This window comes from Allomuricauda sp. ANG21, assembly GCF_040705235.1.
In the GTDB taxonomy this organism is placed as follows: Bacteria; Bacteroidota; Bacteroidia; order Flavobacteriales; family Flavobacteriaceae; genus Flagellimonas; species Flagellimonas marina.
Genome location: NZ_JBFCVT010000022.1, coordinates 1 through 17,701, shown reverse-complemented (window position 1 = coordinate 17,701; position 17,701 = coordinate 1). Strand labels below are relative to the sequence as shown.

Below are 17,701 nucleotides of genomic sequence, written 5' to 3'. Positions count from 1 at the left end.
GTTGGTCCGACCTAGGTGGTGCACTTTGGTCCGCTGCGCCCTGCTCGCTTTACTCCGCCCGATGGGGTAGACTATGCGCTGTTTTTGCACGATATGCTTGAGCTCGGCTTGGGATGGACTGACCATGATGGAATAGAACTTGGGATCCCGTTTCGAAAGTTTGGCCGTATTGGCATCGATCTCGGCAATGACCCTTTGGGCATCGATATCATTTTCCGTTTGGTTGAAAAAAAACTCTTGTTCTTCGGGGGCCTTACCTTCGTTCTCCTTTTCGAGATACTTGACAAAATCACTGGCACTGCCGTGATAGTTATCTCCCAAGTGTTGTCTTGTGATGGCGATGTACATGCTTATAGATTTTTGAGTTTGGTGCGGTACTGTTCAATGGCCCCGGGTTTGAGGTCCACTTTGAGGTGGTCCTTTCCAAAGCGGTTCTTGGTCACGGACACATGATCCAGAACATGCGCAAAATCCTCCTTCAGTTCCACCAATTGCTCTTTTAGTCTTTCATGCACGATCTTGGGCACCGTGGTCTCCTTGTCCAACAGTTCAGGATTGGTGGGGGCATTGATCTCGGTCAGTTGCTTTTCAAAAAACTCAAAGTCCCCTTCCCATTCCTCGCCCTCTTCGGATTCCAGTTCCTGCTGAAAAAGGGCCTGTATCATACTGACCGTGGGCAGGGTCTGCTCTTTTTCGATACTGCGCATAATGGCCACCATGGCATTGAATCGCCGTTTGATCAAATATTTAAGGCTTGCAATGGTCTCGTGCATCCGTTCATCGGGCGATATACCATTATGGTCAAAGAACTCCACCATGGCCAACAAGGTCATGGAATGGGACTTTCCTTGCCGTTTGGAAAAGCTCCGAAATTTCATGGCCACCGAGATTTTGATCCTCAGTCCCGCAAATGTCTCTTTTTCGTATCCTTTATCCATTTTTTCAACAAAAATTCCTTGGTTTTACTGGGCCCGGCCCATTTTTTCAACAAAAACCGAATGCCCCAAATCTTCAAGATTCCCCAAAACCCCCATGAACAGGGCCTTGCGGAGCAATCCTAATCGGTAGCGCTGCGCCAGCACGCTATCCTCTTGCTTCTCCTTTTTGCGCCAAAGGCCCAAAAAGCATCGCACAAACCATCTTAAAAAGACAGCCGTCCCTTTTCATATTTTACCCTATGGAGCACGGACTTTTGGAAAGTCAGATCAAGTTGGGTTGCCGTGCAAACTTTGCTACGATGTAGCATCTTAAATATACCCACATTCCTTCAGGCACAAAAATGCGTTCTGCGGGCAAATGGCATCATTTGCCCGCAGCAAATATGAAACGTCCATTTTTGGGTTTCCACAACGTCAGGAGTTCCACGGGAACGCCAAAAAAAAAGACCCTTTTTCAAGGGTCTTGTTCCCGTCAGTCCTCCGATGGAACAGTATTGGTCTGTTCCCTGTAATACTCATACCGAAATATCCAGAGATTGACCACCAGGGAGTAGGTTTTGTCCACCGAGGCATCCGCTGTCTTTTTGACTACACTTTTCTTTGGGTGTTTCTTCGCTGGGATCTCCAATGACTTTTTTACAATTGCTTTCATAATACATGATTTTAGATTATTAATTATTTGAGGGCATCCCCGCACTTCCCAAAAATTTCAGCTCAAAAGGAAACGGAATAAGGAGTGAGGTACGAACGGTTTATGCCGTAGTCTTTTGATGGGAACATTTTTGAAGGGCGAACTTGCGGTCAAATAAGGGATAGGTATACTTTGGGGTTGCCCAATACTTTGCAAACAAGAATTTCCCAAATTGGTTTTTGGGTGTTCGACCCACCTAAAAACCAACCATGAACCCATAAAAAAAGCCCATCGTGATGGATGGGCTTCGATGGTGTGTTTTGGCATTCACATATTGAATACGAAATCATAACTGTAGAGATTTCGCATTGCCTCTTCTTCCAAGAGGGTATCATAGTCCTTATCATGCGTTTCTGCAAATTGGAGCAATTCGGTCCCGGAACGGCTTTCCACATCTTCTTTGGATACGGAAAGCAAACGTTCCTGGGTCTCGCTATCAAGGTTGGTAAAGTTCAAATAGACCATTATTCAAAACTTTGATAGTTCATTGCTCACAGATCATATAGGCTTGGATCGAACCCATCGGGGTAATACCTTGGGTCATATTGTTCTTCCAACCATTTTTCAAATTCCATCATTTCTGTATTCGCTGTATTCGCTTCCATGACCATTGGATTAAAGAATTCCATTATCAGCAAAACTGTAATACCTACCATCAGGCGCAAGGATGATATGGTCCAAAACCTTGACATCAAAAAGCTGTGCCGCCTCTTTGATCTTTTGGGTCAATTGTTTATCCTGATAACTGGCCTTGAGTTGTCCAGAAGGATGGTTATGGGCGAGGATGATCCCCACGGAAAGGGTCTTTAGGGTAATGGCAAAAAGGATGCGCAGATCTACCAAGGTACCTGTGATGCCCCCATGGGATAGTGGATAAATGCCCTTTACCTTGTTGGACTGGTTGAGCAGCACGATCTTAAAGGTCTCGTGCAGGCCTATGGTCTTGTTGTCCCAATTTTGGAACAATAGATTCGCCACCTCATTGGAGTTCGTCACGGACAGGGATTTCAGCGTGCTGAGTTTTTCCCGATAACTGATCTGTATTTCATTGACACGGTGTTCCATTTCAAATGTGTTAAGGATGAAAAAAGAAAGGGATGCCCAAAGACTGGACACCCCCTATCCATTTTACTCGGTGGTATTGTTATCACCACCACCCAACAATAAAATCTCACTGGCCACCACTTCGGTCACATACTTTTTATTGCCCTCTTTGTCCTCATAGGAACGGGAGGTCAATTTCCCTTCGATGGCAACTTCCTTGCCCTTGGTCACGAACCCTTCGATGATGTCGGCCAGTTTTCCCCAACCGATGACGGTATGCCATTCGGTATTGGTCACCCGTTCCCCTTCGGAGTTCTTGTAGTGTTCGTTGGTGGCCATGGTGAACCGTGCCACACGTTTCCCTTTGTCAAGGTCTGTGATAGTGGGTTCCTGCCCCACGTTTCCGATCAACTGCACTTTGTTTCTCAATGTACTCATGATAAAAAGTTTTAAAGGCCTGCCGTCTTCCTTTATTGGATAAATCAGCAAACAGGGTTAAAATTTCCCCTCTTTTTTGGGTTTTTGTTTCCCAAATTTTAAGGGCGTTTGTTTGCTTCTTACGTGCGTAGCACAATAAAAGAAGGGGGTTCTGTCAAGGCTTTTGGATTGAAATCGGGAGGCTCCGCGACGTAGCAAAATCCTAGGATTTTCAAGGAAGTGGAAACCCTATTTATGGACAAAACCTGCCTTGGCCTTGACAGGTTCGATGAGGGCCCTAGGAATTCCATCCGACCCATTGGCAAGGGAGCGTACGGGAAGTTAAGCGACTGCAGGCGATGGTGTCCTGATTGGAAGTCCTTGGGCCCTGCCCTGTTTTTCGATGCCCCGAAAAACAATCAGGGCTTCTTTTATTACGGGACCCTTAAAATTTGATGGGCGGACAAGCGGATTTGCGGCCTTATAGGCAAAACCCCAAGAAGGGTTTGCAAAGGAAGGACGCACCAAAAATCCGTTTGGGCGACTTCCGTTTTGCCCAAATGAAGTTTCATCAAACATTACGACAATAAGGGAACAAAAGTATTGGAGTTACCCTACGACCGGATTATTTTTCATCTACAGTGATAAGCATTTCGTAATTGTTCGGATAAGATTCTTTATGCCCGGAAGCTTTCATATTGTCTCATAAGTCCTGTCGCCGTTTCTCGAAGAATCAGACCCCTAACCTTCCTGAAGTCCCCTCCAATACACGGACAGTTGTTTGGGTGACACAACCTGCGAAGCCTCTCATGTACAATTTTATTGAAGGTCTTGGCGAACCATGGGGCTGCCAACAACGGCTGAAATATAAGTTAGCCCAAAAAATGGTTCCTCTTTGAAACTAAGTGTTCCACTTCATCCGCTGAAGTCGAACAGCATTCAATATTGCCAATAAGGCAACCCCCACATCAGCAAAAACTGCTTCCCACATCGTGGCTAGGCCTCCCGCTCCAAGGATGAGCACAAATGCCTTCACGCCAAAAGCGAGCCCAATATTTTGCCAAACTATCTTTCGGGTGGAGCGTCCTATTTTAATGGCTCGTGCCATCTTGCTCGGTTGGTCGGTCTGAATGATGACATCTGCTGTTTCAATGGCCACATCACTACCCAAGCCTCCCATGGCAATGCCCACATCGCTGATGGCCAGAACGGGCGCATCATTAATGCCATCGCCCATAAAGGCCACTTTGGTGTCTGATTGTTTTTTGAGTTCTTCGACTTCGCCGAGCTTATCTTCTGGCAACAGGCCGCCCTTTGCCCAATCAAAGTTCAACTTTTTCGAGACTTGTTGCGTTATGGAATCTTTGTCACCCGAAAGCATTATGATTTTCGAAATCCCGGCATCCCTGATTTGTTGGATGGCTTGATGGGCATCTTCCTTGAGTTCATCTGCAATGGTAACATAGCCTGCAAATTTTTCATCAATGGCCAACATTACAATAGAATCTACAATATCATCGGTTTCTGAAGGTACATCAATGTTGTTTGAGGCCATTAGGGCTTTATTGCCCACCAGCACTGTTTTCCCATTGACCGTTCCCCTTAATCCCTTTCCTGCAACTTCCGATACATCGGTTGCCTTTATATCCGTGCCTTCGGCTTTGTATTCCAAAATTGCTTTTGCTATGGGATGGGTAGATTGTTCCTCCATGGCCATCAGGTATTTCATAAACTTGGCTTCCTCAAATTGCGCGGTCTTGATCTCCTTGATTTTAAAAACCCCTTTGGTAACGGTTCCCGTTTTGTCCATCACTACCGTGTTCACTTTGGTGATTGCTTCCAAAAAAGATGCACCTTTGAAAAGAATCCCATTTCGGGATGCCGCTCCCAGACCACCAAAATAGCCGAGCGGAATGGAAATGACCAAGGCACAGGGACAGGAAACGACAAGGAATATTAAAGCGCGATAAAGCCAATCCTTAAATACATAGTCATTTAGAAAAAAGTAGGGCAAGAACGTTAATCCAATGGCAAGGAAAACTACAATGGGCGTATAAATTCTTGCAAATTTTCTAATGAACAGTTCTGTCTTTGATTTTCTGGCTGTAGCGTTTTGTACCATATCCAAGATTCGAGTGATGGAACTGTCCTTGAATTCTTTGGAGGTTTCTACATCGATAACACCCTCGAGATTAATACTTCCGGCATAGACTTTTTCGTCTTTATTTATCGTATCGGGCTTACTTTCGCCAGTAATTGCCGCCGTATTGAGGGAAGCTCTTTCGGATAAGAGAATACCGTCCAAGGGGATTTTCTCCCCCACACGTACTTGTATCCTTTCGCCAATTTCGACGGTTTCGGGGTTTACGGTAACGAAATTCCCGTTACGAAGCACCAAAGCTTCGTCCGGTCGCGCATCCAAAAGGGCCTTAATATTTCCCTTTGCCCGATTGACTGCTGCATTTTGGAACAGTTCGCCCACGGCGTAAAACAACATTACGGCCACGCCCTCTGGGTATTCGCCTATGGCAAAGGCCCCTAGAGTGGCAATGGACATCAGGAAAAATTCAGTAAAGAAATCACCATGCTTTATACTGTTCCAACCTTCTCTGATGACAGGGAAACCAACAGGCAAATAGGCAAGGGTGTACCATGCGATCCTTATCCAGCCCTTGAAAAACGGGAAAGCATCAAAATAGTCCACTGCTATGCCGATGATGAGCATTACAAAACTGAAAATGGCCGGTAAATAGGTCTTGAATTTAGATACACCTTCAGGACCGCCATGGTTATGGCCACTCTCGTGTCCGTGTTCGCCTTGGCGTTCCTTTGAACCTAGATCACGTAGTTTTACTTTTTTCTTTTTCATAGACGGTAAGGTCGTAATTAGTTTCGTGCAACGGAAGTGCATTTATTGACCGCTGCATTTGTCGCAGATTCCCTTAATGACCAAATTGGCATTTTCTGCCACATACCCATCAGGTAGATTGATATGGGGAATCTTATGCTCAGTGAGACAGACCGTTTCATCACAGTTATCGCAATGAAAGTGCAGGTGCAGATCTTGTTCCATTTCACAATTGCAACCTGGTTCGCACAGGGCATACTTTGAAATATTGGTGCCATCATCTATTTGGTGCACAATGCGTTTTTCCTCAAAGGTCTTCAGGGTCCGGTACAATGTGGTTCTGTCCGCTTTTGAGAAAGCGTTCTCCATATCGGTCAGGGCAATGGCCACTTCCTTTTCAGCCAAATATTTATAGATCAAAATACGCATCGCCGTTGGGCGTACACCTTTATTTTCCAATGTTTTTTCAATGTCTGTCATCATATTGTAATTTTATCAATGGCTATGTCCCGCATCCCCTTTTTTCATTTGGGCCATTAAATAGTAGGCATTGTTGTATGCAAATGTAGTATTTGGCCCAACGGAATCTACAAAATCGATGGCGACCCAATCCCCGTCATTTGGGCCTGTGTTAATTTCGACAGGTTTGAAGCTCCAGTCATTGCCTTCACGCTCCGCTTTAAAAATATACTTCTTTCCCTCGTTCGAACTTATTGCACTTTCAGGCACCGCAACGGTCTCGGATTTTTGGATTTCAATCCGTCCTTCAACATACATCCCTGGAATCAGCTGCCCTTCCTTGTTCTCGATTTCAGCATGGACGTGTATCGCTTTGGGATTTTGCTCGAAAGTTTTCCCTACGGAATAAATTTTCGCAGTAAGTTCCTTTCCGGGAATGGATTGTACATTGAAGGATACTTGCTGGCCTACCTTTACTTTGTACACATCCTTTTCAAACACCATTAAATCGGCATGGACGTGATGGGTGTCAACGATTTCAAATAGGTCGGTCTGCGGTTCTACGTACTGCCCGGTCTTCACCGCTACTTTTTGGACAAATCCCTCAATGGGACTTCGCAATGCCACCCGTTGGTAAATCGTACCGTTTCTGACCCCGGATGCACTAATGTTCAATTGTTCCAACTGTGCTTCCAATCCTTTTGCTAGGCTTTGGGAGGCCCGGTATTCCGCTTCGGCCTTTTGAAAGTTGGCCCCGCTGCCCACCCCGGCATCATACAGGGTTTTTTGTCTTTCAAATTCCTTCTTAAGAAACTGGCTGTTACTGTAGGCGTTCAGGAAATCGGTCTGTTTCTGGATGATATTGGGGTGGGACAGATAGGCAACCGTTTGACCTTTGCTTACTTTGTCGCCTTCAATGACCTCTATGGACACCACATTGGCACCCACGACGGTAGTAATGGTCGCTTCGTTCTGTGGTGGGACCTCCAGTTGGCCATTGGCCTCCACATATTGCTTCATAACACGTGGGGCAACGGTATCGATTTTCATGTTAAGGTTGCGGAATTGCGTTTCCGTTAGCATGGCTTCTTTGGCTTCACCTTCTTTGTGCATTTCACCCACTTCAGGATTTTTTTGCTTTGCTTCCTCAGTATCGGCTTTGGAATTCCCACAGGAAGTAAGAACCAAGAGCATCGTCACGAGCCCGATAACGCTATATTTAAAAAGATTGTTCATTTGTCTATTGTTTAAAATATTGTAGTTCAAATACTGATTCCAGATAGTTGTCAAGAGCGTCAAGTGCATCCATTTCCGTGTTTATGGCATCCCGAATAATCTGTGTGAACGCTGCATAGTCCACCGCACCCTCCGCGTAGGCCAACAATGCTCCCCTGCGCTGCTCTTGGGCAAGCGGCAAGGCCTTGTCCCTATAAAATTGCCACGATGCGCTCCATTTCCGATAGGCTTGCACCGCCTGCCGATATTCGGATTGCAGCTGGCGTTTGGTATAATCCGCATTGGTCTTTGCGATTTCACTTTCAATTTTGGCGGCCTTGGCTTGACTACGCTGTCCACCTGAAAACAAAGGAACCGAAATGCCGGCTTGATAGGTGTAGAACCCGCTATTGCCATTGACCTGTTGCAGTCCGCCCTGAAGGTTGAACTTAGGCAGCAGGTCAGCCCGTGCCGCATCGTATGTCGCCTCGGCCTCTTCGATGCGCCTTTGTGAAAGTTCCAGCGCTGGGTGTTTTCCCAAATCCCCGTCCCATCCCAAAACCGTTACCGAACTTTCATCAAGCTTTTCTGGAACGGAATAGTAGATGTCCGAAACCAACCAAAGATTGAGCTTTTGCAGGGCGATGGCATAATCACTTTCGGCCTGTTGCAGTTGATTGTTGATTTGTAAGGCCTGATTTGTGGCCGATGAATATTCCAGCCGGGAAATGGCCTCTACCTTGAAGTTGAGTTCTATTGCTTTTTTAAATTGTGAATAAATGGAATCCAGTTCACGGTACAGTTCAAATTTCTGTCGTTGTCGATAGGCTTCTGACCAAGCCTTTTTGACCTCCTGTTCCACTTGCAGTTCGGAAAGGTCAAGAGCTGTCTCGGCCAAAGCGATGCGTTGTCTCTGCAAACGCCTTTTTGCACTGATGCCCAACAGGTCGATATTCTGTTGTCCAACCCCAACCAAGGTATAAATTCCTTGTCCGTCCGCAATTTCTTCGCCACCTGTAAAGACTTGGGTATTGCCAAGGTCGTAAGCCATACCTTTTAGGGCGGTTTGTTTTTGGACCTCCCATTGTTTCGCTTTCAACAGCGGGTAGTTTTTCTTGGAAACTTCCACCGCCTTTTCCAATGAAATAGCGGGCAGTGAATCTTTAGGCTGGATCTGCCGTGCATTTTCAAAACCTTCTTGCGCATGCATTTTGGCAGGCAGTGCGGTGGCGAACAAAAGAAGGACCATGACCACAGGGGTACCCCATTTCGGGTCGGGTTTCCTCATCCGTTCCGAACGTCCCTCGACCCATTGGTAAAAGATGGGTAGGATAAAGAGGGTCAAGAGGGTCGAAGTTATCAAGCCACCAATGACCACGGTGGCCAAAGGTCGCTGTACCTCTGCCCCGGCCGAAGCCGAAACGGCCATGGGAAGAAACCCTAAAATATCCGTAAAGGCCGTGAGCATAATGGGACGAATCCGTCTTTTGGTGCCTTCTATAATTCTACCTTTAAGATTGGTCACGCCTTCTTCCTTCAGTTCATTGAGACCACTTATCATGACGAGTCCGTTCAGAACGGCCACGCCAAAAAGCACGATAAAGCCGACCCCCGCGGAAATACTAAAGGGCATATCCCTTAACCAGAGGGCGAACACACCGCCAATGGTGGCCATCGGGATGGCGAGGTAGATCATTAAGGTCTGTGGAAATGACTTTAGCGCAAAATAAATCAATATGAAAATCAGGAACAAGGCAATAGGGACAACAGTTTGCAATCTATTGCTGGCGCGTTCCAGATTTTCGAAAGCACCACCATACCGAATGTAATATCCTGTGGGCAGGTCAAACTGGGCATCCAATTTTTCTTGGATATCCTCTACAACGGATTTTACATCACGGTCGCGAATATTGATGCCCACATAGGTCCGCCTATTGGTATTGTCACGGCTTATCTGCATGGGGCCGGGTTCATAACTTACCTCGGCAATTTCCCGTAATGGGATTTGCGAACCATTGGGCAGGTTGATGAACAGGTTCTGGATGTCCTCGATGCCTTGCCGGTTTTCCTTTTGAAGTCTTACGACCAGGTCAAACCGTTTTTCACCCTCGAAGATTACGCCCGCCTTTCCTCCTGCAAAGGCGGCCTGTACCACTTTATTGAGCTGTTCGATCTTTAGACCGTACTGTGCCAATTTATTGCGGTTATAGTCAATGGTGATTTGTGGCAGGCCGTCCGTGGCCTCAACTTTCATATCTGCCACACCGGGAACGGTGGCAATGATTTCCCCCATTTCCTCGGCCTTGCTTGCCAATATGCCGAGGTCTTCCCCGAACAATTTAATGGCCACATCCTCACGAACACCCGTAAGCAATTCGTTGAAGCGCATTTCTATAGGTTGGGTAAACTCAAAATTCACACCGGGAACGATACTGATGGCCTCCTTCATTTTTTCCACCAATTCATCCTTGCTTTCTGCAGATGTCCATTCATCCGTTGGTTTGAGGATAACGAAGACATCGGCGATATCCATGGGCATCGGGTCCGTTGGTACATCGGCGACACCGATACGGCTGAGAACGGTTTCCGCTTCGGGAAATTCGGCCTTCACGATACGTTCAATCTTTGTCGTGGTTTCGATGGTTTCCGACAGGGAACTGCCGGGTTTCAAGATCGCGTGAAAGGCAATATCACCTTCGTCCAATTGAGGGATAAACTCACCACCCATTCTCGTAAAGGCGAAAATGGCAATGGCAAAAAGGCCAAGGGCAATGCTTACGACCATTTTGGCCTTTGAAAGTGATTTGGTCAACAACGGTTCATATTGCTGCTCAATCCAATGCACGAACCTATCGCCATAGGATTGTTTTTTGGATTTTGGCGGCCGTAGGAACAATGCCGAAACCATGGGCACATAGGTAAGACACAATAGCATGGCCCCGATCATGGCGAAAATGAAGGTGAGGGCCATGGGCCGGAACATTTTCCCTTCGACGCCCTCCATGGCTAAAATGGGCAGGAACACGATTAGAATGATCAGCTGGCCAAAGAAAGCGGCGTTCATCATTTTTTTGGAGGCCTTGGCGGCGATGTCATCCCGTGTTTCTGCACTAACGCCATTCTTTTTGACCACATAGGAGTACATTAAAAAAACGGTGCCCTCTACGATGATCACCGCACCATCCACAATGATTCCAAAATCGATTGCCCCCAAGCTCATCAAGTTTGCCCATACGTCAAAAACATTCATCAGAATAAAGGCAAACAATAGGGATAAGGGTATGGTCGAAGCCACAATGAGTCCGCCACGCCAATTTCCCAATAACAAGACCAACACGAAGATCACGATAAGCCCACCTTCCAAAAGGTTCCCCGTTACCGTGCCTGTTGTCTCGGCGATCAATTCGCTGCGGTCAAGGAAAGGTTTGATGGAAACACCTTCAGGAAGGGACCGTTGTATCTGTTCTACCCGTTGGCTCACATTTTCAATCACCTCATTGGAATTAGCCCCCTTGAGCATCAAGATCATTCCGCCCACGGCTTCGCCTTTACCATCTTTGGTAAGCGCACCATAGCGTACCGCACTTCCCATGCTTACCTTACCTATATCCTTCACTTTGATGGGAATGCCATTAACGGCCTTGACCACCATGTTTTCAATATCAGATATGGTCCTGGCCAGTCCTTCACCACGAATGAAGTTGGCTTGATGGTTACGCTCGATGTAGGCCCCACCTGTATTCTGGTTGTTGTTTTCAAGGGCCGAGAACACTTCTGTAATGGTTATACCAATGGCGCGAAGTTCGTCCGGGTCAACCGCCACTTCGTATTGCTTTTTGTTTCCGCCAAAGGCGTTTACCTCGACCACGCCGGGTACCATGGCCATCTGTCTCCGTACAATCCAGTCCTGCATCGTTCGCAGTTCCGTTGCCGAATATTCACCTTGATGTTCATCATCTACTTCAAGGGTATATTGATAGATTTCACCCAATCCCGTTGAAATTGGCCCCATAACGGGTTTGCCAAAGCCAGAAGGGATCTGTTCCTGAACCTCGGGCAGTTTTTCGGCTACAAGTTGTCTGGGCAAATAAGTGCCCACCTCATCGTCAAATACAATGGTCACCACAGAAAGCCCAAAACGGGAAACAGAGCGGATTTCCTTGACATTGGGTAGGTTGCTCATCGCAACTTCCACGGGATAGGTCACGAATTGCTCAATATCCTCTGTTCCCAGATTAGGTGATTGAGTGATGACCTGCACTTGATTATTGGTGATATCCGGTACGGCATCGATGGGAACTTGGGTCATGCTATAAACGCCCGCACCAATCAATGCGAGGGTCAGCAGACCTATAATAAATTTGTTATTGATTGAAAAATCAATGATTCTGTTGATCATATAAAATGTGTTTTAATTCAGTTGAACCAATGCAATAGGGTTGCAAGTATGAGGTAACAGGTCTTTGAAAAGTTCAAAGTCCATAAACCTCATAATCGGATATAGCTATCCTGTAAAACTGAATTAAACCTGTGGGGGTTGAAATAGTGGGTCGGTAAATTCCTTGCCCAATCCCTCAAAATGGGTGAAATCATCTTCAAGGTAAGTCTCTTGAAGCGGCTGGAATCGAGCTATACCAAAATCCACCGTGTGCACATGACAGCAATGGCAGTGGCAAAATGGTGAGCATAGTTCACAATTCTCGCTATGTTCACCATCAAATTGAACCAGAAAAACACCTTGGGAGTCTTCTGTTACGTTACCCGCATCACTGCAAGGAACCACATTGAGTGCCAATACGTAGATGGATAATATGACGGTAAAAAATTTCACTTTACAAAGATAATAGAACTTTGGTGCAACTGCATTGCAAAATTCGGAAAGGACCTATTGAAGATTTAGTGTATGGAACCAAGAGCATTCCATTTCAAATTTCAAGGGATGATCAAATGGGGCAATCCGGACCATTCAAAATTCAAGACAGGAAATTTCCAATCCATACCAACCCCCAAAAGGCTATGGCTTTACCAGAGTATGTCCCAATCCCAATTCGTCTGGAAAAAATCAAATTATCCAAGAACGCTCATGATAACCGAAAAAAAATAAATCACTGCTGGAACAAGCCACTACAACTGCCATGGATCACGAAACAAAGTACAGTTGGCAAGTGGAACAAGCAAACGTTCCTTGTAATGGACAAGCTGTCCAACTGACCGTAATAAACGGTCTTAATCATAGTACAAAATGGTGGCCTATAAGATTTAATTTATGTAGCGGGCAATACTAAAGGCCACGTCGGATGTATAAAAGTCCTATTCAAGAGGGGCAAGTTGACCTGTAATGGGATGCTTCCTTGAAGGATAAGCCAGTCGTTCCATAAACCGGTCATAAAAAAGAAACATAATTTATTTAAGCATTTGCTTATATAATGATATAACCTTATCTTTAATAAAATTTTTATCATGGCCCTTGAATTAAGTTGCACCCGCGCCGAGGCGGACCAAAAGCAGTTGATGCGCTGTCGCGAGACACTACGGATGAGTTCGAATTCAATCAACACTATTGGTAAGGTACTGGCCCTAGCAGGAAATGAGACCAGATTGAAGATTCTTTTCCTGCTGAACAAGGAAGGTGAGCTCTGCCCTTGTGATTTTTCAGATATACTGAAAATGACCGTACCCGCAATTTCGCAGCATATCCGTAAGATGAAAGATGCTGGTCTAATTACCTCCAGACGGGAAGGTCAAACCTTGTATTACTCACTGGTAAAAGGCCAAAGCGAGGTGTTGGAAGGCATATTCAGCAGGCTTCAGGAAAACAAAAAAGTTGCATAGAATGAACATAGAAAGATCATCATATTCAGCAATGTTCACTGGAGTTTTTACAGCGATCACAGCTTCATTATGCTGCATCACACCTGTGCTTGCATTGATTGCGGGCACCAGCGGAATGGCATCTACCTTTGCATGGCTGGAAGCTTTCAGACCATTTTTTATAGGCCTGACCGTATTGGTACTTGGATTTGCCTGGTACCAGAAGCTAAAGTCAAAATCGCAGCAAGAAATTGATTGTGCCTGTGAAAATGATGTAAAACCTTCCTTTCTACAATCAAAAAGGTTCCTGCTATTTGTTACCCTCTTTGCGGGACTGATGCTGGCATTTCCATATTTATCAGGGCTTTTTTATGCCCAACCGACCAAGGAAATCATATATGTGCAGCAGGACAACATGGTAGATATAACCTTTACAGTGGAAGGAATGACCTGTTCCGGCTGCGAAAACCACATTGAGAGCGAGGTCAACAAATTGGACGGTATCGTTTCAGTAAAAGCAAGCTATGAAAAAAGCAATACTACAGTTAAATATGACCGTACCAAAGTTACGGAGCAACGAATCATAAAGGCCATCAACAATACGGGCTATAACGTTTCCGAATAATATGGATACAAAAATATTATCTACCATTACCTGTCCCAAATGTGGGTACCAAGAAGAGGAAGAAATGCCAACCGATGCTTGCCAGTACTTTTATGAATGTAAAAACTGTCACGAAGTAATTCGACCTAAAGAAGGCGATTGCTGTGTTTTTTGTTCCTATGGCTCTGTCGCCTGTCCACCCATACAGAATAAATCTTCCTGTTGTTGACGAGAATAGTGGTAGACCACCCTTTTCACAACCATATATTGCAGATAAAATATAATTTATGATACCAAAAGATTTAAGCCAGGACATCAAAACGAGACTTCAAAGCATCAATGGACAGGTAAACGGTTTGGTCAGGTTATTGGACGAAAGTTCCGACCCCGAGAAGATTTTGGTACAGTTCAAAGCAGTGAAGAACGCCTTGGACAAGGCACATCACCTGCTCCTCGATGAGACCTATCGAAAGACCCTCGCCATCAAGATATCCGAGACTGTCGAGGCCTGTCCAGGAAATTGCGGCAATGAAGAACGTATCGAATTTATACGAAAGCAATTTCCAGATTTGGAATTGGACAGCCTAACGGAAAAGATGAAGGAAATAGATGCGCTCAAGGCCAAACTCGAAAACCACAAAAATGCTTGACCTCCCCATAATCACTACCGATTGGATGGCCTGCACGATGCGGGCTTTTTTTTTTGAAATTTTATTTGGAGACCACCCTACCCACCATTCTACCTTTGATGCATTGTTTGAATTCCATGTCGCGTACAGGAAATTTTAAACTATTTAAAAAACAGAAACATGAAACGTCAAGTAGAAGTATTTACCGCCAATTGTCCGGTCTGTGACCCCGTGGTCAAAATGATAAAGGAACTGGCCTGCGATACATGTGAGGTAACGACCTATGATCTGATCAGGCAATGTGAGGACAAGACCTGTCTTGATAAGTTGGATGAATACGGCATCAAGAAAGTGCCTGCTGTGGTCGTGAACGGTGAGCTCTTGGAATGCTGTAAGGATTCGGCCATTACCGAAATGGAATTGGTGGAAGCAGGAATTGGGCAGTCATAATTGAAAAGTGTTTGCATATGATTTGCAGAATATTCCTGAACATTCGCTATGTCAAATTGATATTGCTATTGGTCATATCAAGATCGGTGATGGCCCAGGGCCACGGCCCCCTCTATGGGCTACAGACACCGACCCTTGCCAAAGGCGGTGTGGATTTGAACGTGGCCGGGATGAGCCTAGGCACAGAAACCGAAACCTCCTATATGTTGCGCTACCTATTTTCCTATGGCATTACAGAAGATCTACAGGTAAACCTTACCACGCCCACACTGATAGAACGGTTGGGCGAGACGCCAAGGACACGGGGCAATAGCAATATGCCCGCCAATGGGGATATCGAGGCTTCCCTTTGGTACCGTTTTTTCTCGAACGCCTTTGGTGTGGGAAAGCGGTTTGAGTCCACTGCCATCGTGGGTGTTTCCGCTCCTACCGATAATGTCAGGGGACAGGTCAATGTCGGCAACGCTATACATGCGGCCATTTCCACGGGCTATGCCTCACGCACTTGGTATGCATGGATCGGTGGCGGTTACCAATATTATTTTGAAAGAGATGACGAACGATTGGGCGACCTGCCCTATGCGAGTGCCGTTGTGGGGTACCGGCCCAATATCTTTATGGGTGATTACCCAAAACCCGATTGGCGCATCTTTATCGAATCATTGGCCGAATTCCCTGGAGGCAATAAAATTGATGGACAACTGGATTTTAGCGATACGCGCAGTACAAAGGTTTTGGTGGGACCTTCTTTCCTAGGACTTTACGGTGCTTGGGGCATATCCTTTGGTGCGATGGTTCCAGTAGTACAGGATTTGACACCCGGTTCGGTAAAAGAAAGGTATCGGATTGCCGTAAATTTAAGTTATTGGTTGTAAACACAGTATAAATTAAAAAGCACATATAATGAAAAACATCAAAATGATGGCCCTGATCGGTATTCTTGGAATAGGCACGATAAGCGGCCAAATCGCCAGGGTTGACCAAGAAGTCTATGGAATGGACTGCGCGCCCTGTGCCTATGGATTGGAACGCGGGTTGAAAAAGATGGACGGGCTTCAGGAGGTTCGCGTCAGCCTGAACGATGGAAAAGCGTATTTGGGATTGGCCGAAAAAAATGACCTTACCTTACGTAGCATTCAGGAAGAGGTCAAAAAGAACGGTTTTTCGGCAAAGAAAGCCGAAGTGGTTCTAATGGGTAACGCAACGAAAGAGGATGGCCAATGGTACATCGGGACCGATAACGAACGGTTTGCGGTATCGCAGGATACATCTATCGAATTGGTTCAAAAATTGGCGGTGGGCAGGACAACGCTAAGTGGCACGGTACAGGATGAAGATGATGATAATCTCTCGGACCAATGGGAGATCATACTGTCCAAAATAGAATAGGCCTTATGAAAGTAATTCTCAAAATGGTATTGGGCACCAGCTTGGTAGCGGCCCTTCTTCCGGTAATGTGCTGTTTGGCCCCGACCTTGTTGTCGGTCGTGGCGGGACTGGGTTTCTTGGGTGGGAATTTTGAATGGGTGCATCCCGTGCAGCCCTATCTGACCACTATTTCGGCAGGAACGCTTGGGTTCGCCCATTTTAAAAACATCAAAAAAGAAAAGAAATGTGGGAATGCAGGTCCTTGTCAAAACCATGGACAAAAGCACCTCATTAATTCGTGGACGCTTTGGACCGTTACATTTCTGGTTTTAATACTTACGATAGTAAACTATGGATATGAATATTAGACCCGCACATATTATTCAGGTTGTTTTTTTACTGTCCCTTATGTCAAGTTGTGAGCAGCCCGAGAAACAATGGCAGTTCGAACGGAAGATCATGCTGCCCGAGAAAGCCCGACCCTTGGCTTTGGCCAAAGATGGTGATGCGATATGGTTTTCCGACCCTGATTATTTTAGGCTTTACAAGATCGACCGGGACGGAGAGCTGTTGGATTCGATTACTGGTATCCAGCGACCAATGAACATCCATACTGACAATGGCACCCTGTTTATTCCCGAATTTTTGACGGACACCATCTGGCAATATAGAGATGACAAAAAATGGCCTTTGAAACTATCCAAAAGACCACAGGCCCCAGCAGGGGTTTCCATTTACGGAGATACAGTTCTTGTAGCTGATTTTTATAACCACCGAATCATCGTACAGACACCGAATGAATGCTTCACTATTGGTGGGCAGGGGCACAAAGATGGGGAGCTGTACTATCCGATAGACGTAAAGATGAAGGATAACAGGATATATGTGGCCGATGCGTACAACAGCAGAATACAGGTATTCGGGTTCAATGGAACACACCTAAAAACCATTGGTGGAAATGAAAAAATGAACGTCGCTTCCGGTATTGCAATGGGGGAAAGGGAGTTCGCAATTACCGACCAGGAAAATAGTAGGGTGCTGATTTACGATTTTGACGGAGTATTGAAACAGGTATTGACCGACCATATCAAGTATCCAACGGATGTTCTGTTCGACGGGAATTACCTTTATAGCACGAATTTTAAGGAAAACTCAATTTTAATCTGGTCCAGAAGATAGTGACATAAATCGGGGTTAATTCACTGGCTGCAAAAAATGGGCATAGTA

At 45.7% G+C, this 17,701-nt stretch carries 21 protein-coding genes; 9 read left to right on the top strand and 12 right to left on the bottom strand.

The window, feature by feature from the left end; all coding sequences use genetic code 11:
• From AB1A65_RS17550 to AB1A65_RS17495, 12 genes are all read right to left on the bottom strand, one after another.
• On the bottom strand, positions 1 to 348 hold a 348-nt coding region (locus tag AB1A65_RS17550; protein ID WP_366591211.1), incomplete at its 3' end, for a DUF5712 family protein.
• 2 nt (positions 349 to 350) lie between these two features.
• The gene (locus tag AB1A65_RS17545; RefSeq protein ID WP_306013276.1) at positions 351 to 938 is read right to left on the bottom strand and encodes a BfmA/BtgA family mobilization protein; all 588 of its coding nucleotides are present in this window, start codon (positions 936 to 938) and stop codon (positions 351 to 353) included.
• 24 nt (positions 939 to 962) lie between these two features.
• Positions 963 to 1,133 carry a hypothetical protein gene (locus tag AB1A65_RS17540; protein ID WP_306013277.1) on the bottom strand — a complete coding sequence of 57 codons (171 nt, stop codon included), beginning with the start codon at positions 1,131 to 1,133 and terminating at the stop codon, positions 963 to 965.
• A gap of 277 nt (positions 1,134 to 1,410) precedes the next feature.
• Positions 1,411 to 1,590, bottom strand: a complete 180-nt coding sequence (locus AB1A65_RS17535) for a hypothetical protein (protein ID WP_306013278.1) — start codon at positions 1,588 to 1,590, stop codon at positions 1,411 to 1,413.
• A gap of 306 nt (positions 1,591 to 1,896) precedes the next feature.
• The gene (locus AB1A65_RS17530; RefSeq protein ID WP_090294768.1) at positions 1,897 to 2,094 is read right to left on the bottom strand and encodes a hypothetical protein; all 198 of its coding nucleotides are present in this window, start codon (positions 2,092 to 2,094) and stop codon (positions 1,897 to 1,899) included.
• A gap of 150 nt (positions 2,095 to 2,244) precedes the next feature.
• Positions 2,245 to 2,694: a JAB domain-containing protein gene (locus AB1A65_RS17525; protein ID WP_119618872.1), complete on the bottom strand. Its 450-nt coding sequence runs from the start codon at positions 2,692 to 2,694 to the stop codon at positions 2,245 to 2,247.
• 63 nt (positions 2,695 to 2,757) lie between these two features.
• Complete coding sequence (gene ssb, locus AB1A65_RS17520) at positions 2,758 to 3,111, bottom strand: single-stranded DNA-binding protein (RefSeq protein ID WP_306013279.1); 354 nt, start codon at positions 3,109 to 3,111, stop codon at positions 2,758 to 2,760.
• A gap of 880 nt (positions 3,112 to 3,991) precedes the next feature.
• On the bottom strand, positions 3,992 to 5,959 hold the full coding sequence (locus tag AB1A65_RS17515) for a heavy metal translocating P-type ATPase (protein ID WP_306013280.1): 1,968 nt from the start codon (positions 5,957 to 5,959) through the stop codon (positions 3,992 to 3,994).
• A gap of 42 nt (positions 5,960 to 6,001) precedes the next feature.
• Entirely contained in the window at positions 6,002 to 6,418 is a 417-nt protein-coding gene (locus AB1A65_RS17510) for a transcriptional repressor (protein ID WP_108246765.1), read from the bottom strand.
• Positions 6,419 to 6,433: 15 nt separating this feature from the next.
• Positions 6,434 to 7,633, bottom strand: coding sequence for an efflux RND transporter periplasmic adaptor subunit (locus AB1A65_RS17505; protein ID WP_225604884.1), 1,200 nt, complete (start codon positions 7,631 to 7,633; stop codon positions 6,434 to 6,436).
• Between the two features lie 4 nt (positions 7,634 to 7,637).
• Positions 7,638 to 12,011: a CusA/CzcA family heavy metal efflux RND transporter gene (locus tag AB1A65_RS17500; protein WP_366591210.1), complete on the bottom strand. Its 4,374-nt coding sequence runs from the start codon at positions 12,009 to 12,011 to the stop codon at positions 7,638 to 7,640.
• 123 nt (positions 12,012 to 12,134) lie between these two features.
• A complete protein-coding gene (locus AB1A65_RS17495) occupies positions 12,135 to 12,443 on the bottom strand; it encodes a DUF6660 family protein (protein ID WP_366591209.1) in 309 nt (102 codons plus the stop codon).
• 629 nt (positions 12,444 to 13,072) lie between these two features.
• Here AB1A65_RS17495 and AB1A65_RS17490 point away from each other — a divergent pair.
• The 9 genes from AB1A65_RS17490 (at position 13,073) to AB1A65_RS17450 (ending at position 17,653) form a co-directional block, all read left to right on the top strand.
• Positions 13,073 to 13,444: a metalloregulator ArsR/SmtB family transcription factor gene (locus tag AB1A65_RS17490; RefSeq protein WP_366591208.1), complete on the top strand. Its 372-nt coding sequence runs from the start codon at positions 13,073 to 13,075 to the stop codon at positions 13,442 to 13,444.
• A gap of 1 nt (position 13,445) precedes the next feature.
• Positions 13,446 to 14,048 carry a mercuric transport protein MerTP gene (gene merTP / locus AB1A65_RS17485; protein WP_366591207.1) on the top strand — a complete coding sequence of 201 codons (603 nt, stop codon included), beginning with the start codon at positions 13,446 to 13,448 and terminating at the stop codon, positions 14,046 to 14,048.
• A 1-nt stretch (position 14,049) separates the two neighbouring features.
• Complete coding sequence (locus AB1A65_RS17480; RefSeq protein ID WP_072882309.1) at positions 14,050 to 14,256, top strand: GDCCVxC domain-containing (seleno)protein; 207 nt, start codon at positions 14,050 to 14,052, stop codon at positions 14,254 to 14,256.
• Between the two features lie 58 nt (positions 14,257 to 14,314).
• The gene (locus tag AB1A65_RS17475; RefSeq protein WP_072882308.1) at positions 14,315 to 14,677 is read left to right on the top strand and encodes a metal-sensing transcriptional repressor; all 363 of its coding nucleotides are present in this window, start codon (positions 14,315 to 14,317) and stop codon (positions 14,675 to 14,677) included.
• 159 nt (positions 14,678 to 14,836) lie between these two features.
• Positions 14,837 to 15,106: a thioredoxin family protein gene (locus AB1A65_RS17470; protein ID WP_366591206.1), complete on the top strand. Its 270-nt coding sequence runs from the start codon at positions 14,837 to 14,839 to the stop codon at positions 15,104 to 15,106.
• A 17-nt stretch (positions 15,107 to 15,123) separates the two neighbouring features.
• Positions 15,124 to 15,981 (top strand): hypothetical protein, encoded by an 858-nt coding sequence (locus tag AB1A65_RS17465; protein WP_366591205.1) that lies wholly within the window; start codon positions 15,124 to 15,126, stop codon positions 15,979 to 15,981.
• A gap of 28 nt (positions 15,982 to 16,009) precedes the next feature.
• The gene (locus AB1A65_RS17460) at positions 16,010 to 16,495 is read left to right on the top strand and encodes a heavy metal-associated domain-containing protein (RefSeq protein ID WP_366591204.1); all 486 of its coding nucleotides are present in this window, start codon (positions 16,010 to 16,012) and stop codon (positions 16,493 to 16,495) included.
• A gap of 5 nt (positions 16,496 to 16,500) precedes the next feature.
• Positions 16,501 to 16,842, top strand: a complete 342-nt coding sequence (locus AB1A65_RS17455; RefSeq protein WP_366591203.1) for a hypothetical protein — start codon at positions 16,501 to 16,503, stop codon at positions 16,840 to 16,842.
• Entirely contained in the window at positions 16,832 to 17,653 is an 822-nt protein-coding gene (locus AB1A65_RS17450) for an NHL repeat-containing protein (protein WP_366591202.1), read from the top strand. Before AB1A65_RS17455 ends, AB1A65_RS17450 begins: the two co-directional genes overlap by 11 nt.
• Positions 17,654 to 17,701: the final 48 nt, after the last annotated feature.